Origin of the sequence: Neobacillus soli NBRC 102451 (assembly GCF_001591665.1) — a bacterium.
Classification (GTDB): domain Bacteria; phylum Bacillota; class Bacilli; order Bacillales; family Cytobacillaceae; genus Neobacillus; species Neobacillus soli.
Genome location: NZ_BCVI01000035.1, coordinates 43,552 through 49,756, shown reverse-complemented (window position 1 = coordinate 49,756; position 6,205 = coordinate 43,552). Strand labels below are relative to the sequence as shown.

Annotated in this window: 4 protein-coding genes; 3 read left to right on the top strand and 1 reads right to left on the bottom strand. The window is 40.6% G+C overall.

The window, feature by feature from the left end:
• Window positions 1-339: 339 nt before the first annotated feature.
• Genes BSO02S_RS12855 through thrB form a run of 3 tightly spaced genes read left to right on the top strand, consistent with a single transcriptional unit; the run spans window position 340 to window position 3,610 of the window.
• Entirely contained in the window at window positions 340-1,638 is a 1,299-nt protein-coding gene (locus tag BSO02S_RS12855) for a homoserine dehydrogenase (protein ID WP_342352017.1), read from the top strand.
• Entirely contained in the window at window positions 1,635-2,696 is a 1,062-nt protein-coding gene (gene thrC, locus BSO02S_RS12850) for a threonine synthase (RefSeq protein WP_066067577.1), read from the top strand. The genes BSO02S_RS12855 and thrC overlap by 4 nt, the downstream gene beginning before the upstream one ends.
• Window positions 2,693-3,610 carry a homoserine kinase gene (gene thrB / locus BSO02S_RS12845; RefSeq protein WP_066067574.1) on the top strand — a complete coding sequence of 306 codons (918 nt, stop codon included), beginning with the start codon at window positions 2,693-2,695 and terminating at the stop codon, window positions 3,608-3,610. The genes thrC and thrB overlap by 4 nt, the downstream gene beginning before the upstream one ends.
• A 12-nt stretch (window positions 3,611-3,622) precedes the next feature.
• On the opposite strand, the gene BSO02S_RS12840 is transcribed toward thrB, so the two are convergent.
• Window positions 3,623-6,154: a putative bifunctional diguanylate cyclase/phosphodiesterase gene (locus BSO02S_RS12840; protein ID WP_066067571.1), complete on the bottom strand. Its 2,532-nt coding sequence runs from the start codon at window positions 6,152-6,154 to the stop codon at window positions 3,623-3,625.
• Window positions 6,155-6,205: the final 51 nt, after the last annotated feature.

The window sequence follows — 6,205 nt, the reverse complement described above, 5'->3', positions numbered from 1 at the left end:
CCGTGTTTCCTTTATCTCAGTCAAAGCGCTCCAGTCCATACGCCGCTAAACGGGCGCTTGTGCTTTTCTAATGAGTTGATTGAAATTTCAAAATTTAAATGAATATAGGGACTATTCTACAACCATAACTTCGCTGTTGTAAAGTATAAAAAGGAAAAAATTTCACTTTTAAAAATAAAAAATTTTTACCCAAAAATAGTAATCCTACTGCGATGCGGCAGTAAGCGGTTACACCACCAATAATTGAAAACAAACCTATTGTAAAAAAATAAATAGAATCATATAATGTCTACAACAGAAATACATTTGTACACGTCAAATGGACACGAACAGGAGGATATCATGAAAGCAATCTCGATTGGGTTATTAGGTTTAGGCACTGTTGGTTCCGGTGTCGTAAAAATTATTGCAAATCATCAGGATAAATTAATCCATCAAGTGGGCTGTCAGGTGATTATTAAAAAAATCCTTGTTCAAGACCTACATAAGGTAAGACCGGTAGAAGTGGATGAGAGATTATTAACATCCAACGCCGACGAGATTCTTTATAATAAGGAAATTGATGTTGTCATTGAGGTAATGGGTGGAGTGGCGGAAACGAAAGATTACCTAATCACTGCTCTTCGCGAAGGCAAGCATGTCGTTACCGCCAATAAAGATTTGATGGCCCTACATGGTTCAGAGTTGTTAACGGTAGCTTCAGAGCATGGCTGCGATTTATTTTATGAAGCAAGTGTAGCCGGAGGCATCCCAATTCTAAGGGGCCTTGTTGATGGACTTGCATCAGACCGAATCACACAAATGATGGGTATTGTTAATGGAACGACTAATTATATTTTAACAAAAATGAGCGATGAGGGCCGGTCCTATGACGAGGTTCTCAAGGAAGCCCAGCTACTCGGCTTTGCTGAAGCGGACCCAACCTCAGATGTGGAAGGGCTGGATGCAGCTCGGAAAATGACAATCCTGGCTACATTAGGTTTTTCCATGCATATTGATTTGGATGATGTGAAGGTAAGCGGTATTTCGGCAGTTACCGAAGAAGACCTGAGCTATGGAAAACAATTAGGCTATACCATGAAGCTAATCGGCTTCGCGCACAGAGAAGGCGAAAAAGTCGAAGTAAGCGTTGCCCCTACCTTCTTATCCAATAATCACCCGCTTGCCTCCGTGCAAAACGAATATAATGCGGTTTATGTTTACGGAGAAGCTGTGGGTGAAACGATGTTTTACGGCCCTGGAGCCGGCAGCTTACCGACCGCGACAGCCATCGTTTCTGACTTGGTCGGAGTCATGAAGAATTTAAGGCTGGGCGTGAATGGCCGGAGTGCAGTTACACCGCAATATCCGAAGCGGTTAAAGGAAAATGAAGAGAAGTACTCTAAGTATTTCTTACGTATCCATGTACAGGATGAGGTTGGCGTTTTCGCAGATATTACCGCCATATTTGCAAAATTTGGTGTCAGCTTTGAAAAAATACTTCAGCTGCCAATCAAGAAAAATGAATCATCGGAAATCGTTTTAGTAACCCACAAAGCATCGTTAACTAATTACGATAAAATATTGCTAGAATTATATGATTTAAATGCCGTGAAGGAAATAAAAAGCGCTTATAGAGTGGTGAGGAAATCATTATGAGATGGACTGGATTATTAGAAGCGTATCAAGAATTTTTACCGGTAACTAACGAAACACCTAAACTTTCATTAAATGAGGGAAATACGCCCTTAATAAAACTTGAACGACTATCAAAAGAATGGAATGTAGAGCTTTATGCAAAAATAGAAGGGGCGAATCCAACGGGATCCTTCAAGGACCGCGGCATGGTTATGGCGGTCGCTAAAGCGATTGAGTCAGGAAGTAAAACCATCATCTGCGCCTCAACCGGCAATACCTCCGCTTCTGCTGCTGCCTATGCAGCACGGGCGGGAATAAAATGTATTGTTGTCATCCCTGAGGGGAAAATCGCAATGGGAAAACTTGCTCAAGCAATGATGTACGGAGCAGAAATCATTTCGATAGAAGGAAATTTTGATGAGGCCTTAAAAATGGTCCGCAATATTAGCGAAGAAGAACCGATTGCCCTTGTCAATTCGGTTAATCCTTTTCGATTAGAAGGGCAAAAAACAGCGGCTTTTGAGGTTATTGAGCAGCTTGGGGGTGCACCTGACATTTTAGCGATTCCAGTCGGGAACGCCGGAAATATCAGCGCCTATTGGAAAGGCTTTAAGGAATTTGCCAATAAGAAGGGCACTAGTTTACCGCGAATGTTTGGTTTTGAAGCGGCAGGGGCTGCTGCCCTCGTTCATAATCGTGTCTTTGAAAATCCAGAAACAATCGCAACAGCGATTCGAATTGGCAACCCTGCAAGTTGGGACTTAGCCGTTTCCGCTGTTCAAGAATCAAATGGGCAGTTTGATGAGGTCAGTGATGATGAAATTGTATCAGCTTATAAAAAGTTAGCCTCGTCTGAAGGTATCTTTGCCGAACCGGCTTCCTGTGCTTCGATTGCCGGCGTTTATAAGAATATCAGCAATGGAAAAATCGAAAAGGGAACAAGAATTGTTGCTGTGTTGACAGGCAATGGTTTGAAGGACCCGGATACGGCAATAGAAAGCAGCCTTGTTAAGCCTATCCAATTACCCAATGATGAAAGGGCTGTAACCGAACATATTCGAGGAGTTGTCCGCGGATGACACTAAATGATCGTTTTGTGATCAAGGTTCCAGCGAGTACGGCCAATCTTGGGCCAGGCTTTGATTCGATGGGACTTGCTGTGGATTTATATTTGACGTTAGAGGTCGAGAAAAGTGAAAAGTGGGAATGCTATTCAACGTCCAATGAATTAAAGGGTCTCCCCACAAATGAGCAACATTTTATCTGTCAAATAGCGCTTCAAACTGCAGCCAAATATGGAGTTGAATTACCTCCTTGTAAAATTAATATTGACAGTGATATCCCTTTAGCACGCGGACTTGGTTCAAGTGCTGCTGCGATCGTCGCTGGGATTGAACTTGCTGATACGGTTGGAAGATTGGCATTAACACAGCAGGAAAAATTGCTTCTGGCAACAGAAATTGAGGGTCACCCGGATAATGTGGGTGCTTCCCTTTTTGGGGGATTGGTCATCGGCTGTTATCAACAAATGGAGGTAGACATGCTGAGCATTTCGAATATTAGCTTTGAGATGGCAGTCGTTATCCCGCAGGAAATCTTATTGACCAAGGAATCACGTGACGTTTTACCATCTGATTATTCCCGTCAGGAGGCCACCGAGGCTTCTTCTACTGCTAATCTTTTGATCGCAGCCCTTTTAAGCCAAAACTGGACTCTGGCAGGAAAAATGATGGAGCAGGACCGTTTCCACCAGCCATACCGAAAACCGCTAATCCACGCCTATCAGGAAATAGTGGAGATAGCTAAATTCAACGGGGCATTCGGAGTGGCCCTGAGTGGTGCCGGCCCAACGGTTATTTGCTTTACTGAAACAGGAAAAGGGCAACGGCTCGTCCAAGGATTGCAAAGTGTCTTTTCGGATATGACTGTAAGGCTCTTAAATATCGATTATTCTGGAAGCAGTGTAAAGGAAGTGGAGAGATTTATAAAATAATCTCTCCGCTTTTTATTTCCATTCACTAAGGAATTGTTCGAATTCCTTAGTGCTTAATGGATTACTAAATAAATATCCCTGCATCTGAAAACAGTTCTTGGATAGTAAAAATTCCTTTTGATACTCCATTTCAACCCCTTCGGCAATGACTTTTAAATGAAGACTGCGCGCAAGGTTAATAATCGCCTCTGGGATCTCTGAATTCCCATAATCTACATTTATATCCTCAATGAAGGACTTATCAATTTTTAAGGTATCAATGGGTAAGTTTTTCAAATAGCTTAACGAAGAATATCCAGTTCCAAAATCATCAATCGAAATAGCGATGCCCATTTTTTGAAGGGATTGAAGTGATTGGACGATTTCCGTTGAATTATTTAGCAGAATACTTTCAGTGATCTCTATTTCGAAATTCTGAGGTCCCAATTGACTTTCAGAAAGAATCTCTTCGACCCGTCTTACCATATTGCATGGTTCTTGAAATTGGCAGGCAGAGAAATTCACCGAAATCGATAATGGGTTGGAACGATTCCTGTTCCATTTGCTAACCTGCCGACAGGCCACTTTCATAACTAACTCCCACAATTGTTGAATTAACCCAGTATCTTCAGCAATGGCAATAAACACTTCTGGTGAGACAAACCCAAATTCTTTATCCTTCCACCTTAATAATGCCTCAGCCCCAAAGATGGTCCCTTTATCAACATTGACCTTCGGTTGATAGTAAACCTCAATGTTTCCCGTTTCAATGGCTTTTCTTAAGCGTGCTTCGAGCCGCGGCTTTTCGATGTTTGATTCTATTAATTGCTCAGAATAAACGATTACTTTATTTCCGCCCACTCTTTTTGCTGCATACATAGCAAGGTCAGCATAAATGACAAGACTTTCGATATTCTTTGTATGCTCGGGATACATACTAATACCGCAGCTCGCACCGAGGTAAATTTCGTTATCATCCAAAGAATATGGCCTTTTTAGATTTAATACGATTTTTTCCGCAGCTGCTTTTGTTTCATTGAGAGAGAGATTCATTAATAAAATAATAAATTCATCCCCGCCCTGCCTTGTAATGAGGTTATGGTTATCATCAGGCAGGCATTTCTTAATCCGGTCGGCAACGATTTTCAGTAACTCATCACCTTTCGTATGTCCATACGAGTCATTAACCTGTTTAAATCGATCCAAATCAATGAATAAAATAGACACCGTTTCACCTGTTTCGTGGGCACGATCGATGAGTGGTGTTAATTTTTCTTGAAAATACCTTCTGTTTAACAAACCAGTTAATGGATCATGATATGCCTGGTATTCAATTAGCTCCTTACTTTTATTCAAATCATTCACATAGCTTTGCAAATGGTTGGATAAGGCATTTACGTTTTCCGTAAGAAGGCCTAACTCATCTTGTCGTTTTAAATGTAATTTCTTTCCGAAATTGCCTTGAGCAATTTCATTGACCTGCTCAACGATATAGCCAATCGGCTGTGTAATCGAACGAGAAAAAATAAAACTTACAATTAACACAATAATCATTATCGCGATGGAAAGAAGAATATGTACCATTAGCTCATGCGTAAGTTCCTCCTGAATAAGTCCATAATCATAAACGAGTCCAATGACGAATGGTTGATCATTTGTTGGAGAAATGGGCACAAATGTTTTCATGATACTTTTGCCATTCAATTGAGCTTTGTAGGACTGCATTTCTTTTGTTTTGATTGCTTTTTTAATAAAATTTGCGTCTGTTTTGATGTTACGATAATTATACTTTCCGTACCAAATAGGCCGAGCAGATATTCTTGTGTAGCTATTTCCATTTAAATGGACAATTTCTTTCTTTTTACCAAAATTCTTTGGATTGAACACAGATAACTCTAAGATTCCTTCTTCTTTTGTAAAATCATTCAGCATTTTACCAGGGCCGAATCGTTTCTCATAGGCTAATACTTCATTGTCACGAAAATAGGGGTTGATGATATAATTCGTTGTCCCATCATAATAGTAGCCCCATTTGTCAATATGTTTAGGATTGGAGGAGGCGACTTCAATCGGACCGGACCAATAATTAGGCAAGGTTATCCCTTTTCCAACAGAAACGGGAGTTAATGCAAGTAGTTGTTGGTAGGCATCATACCAATAACCCCAATCTTTTGTTGACATGTTTATCTCTTCAGGGTCTGACGATCTCACTCCAATAATGTCATCCGAGGTTTGCACTAACAAGGTTATATGCGAGACTCCTACTTCTTTCGCTAGGGTCGTTAACCGTTCATTCGTTATCTCTTGATATTTAGCTGGAAGTGCCTGTTTAATGGCTATCGATGCCATTCTTAGATCCCTGCCAAGGATGTTTTCTACATATAAGGAGCCTTCCTTTGTATTTCCAACCTGAAACGATACTTCCTGCGTGATCATAGCGATTTCACGTTCATTATTTTCAAGTAGCTGGTTTTTCGAACGAATATAATGGAAGGCATTATTAGTTAATAATATTAAAAAAACGATAAGGCAAAAAATCAGCGGAATCTTTTTCTTAATTGACAATGATACAACACTCCCATTAACTGCGACTCATTTGGGATGAGTTCCCTCGAA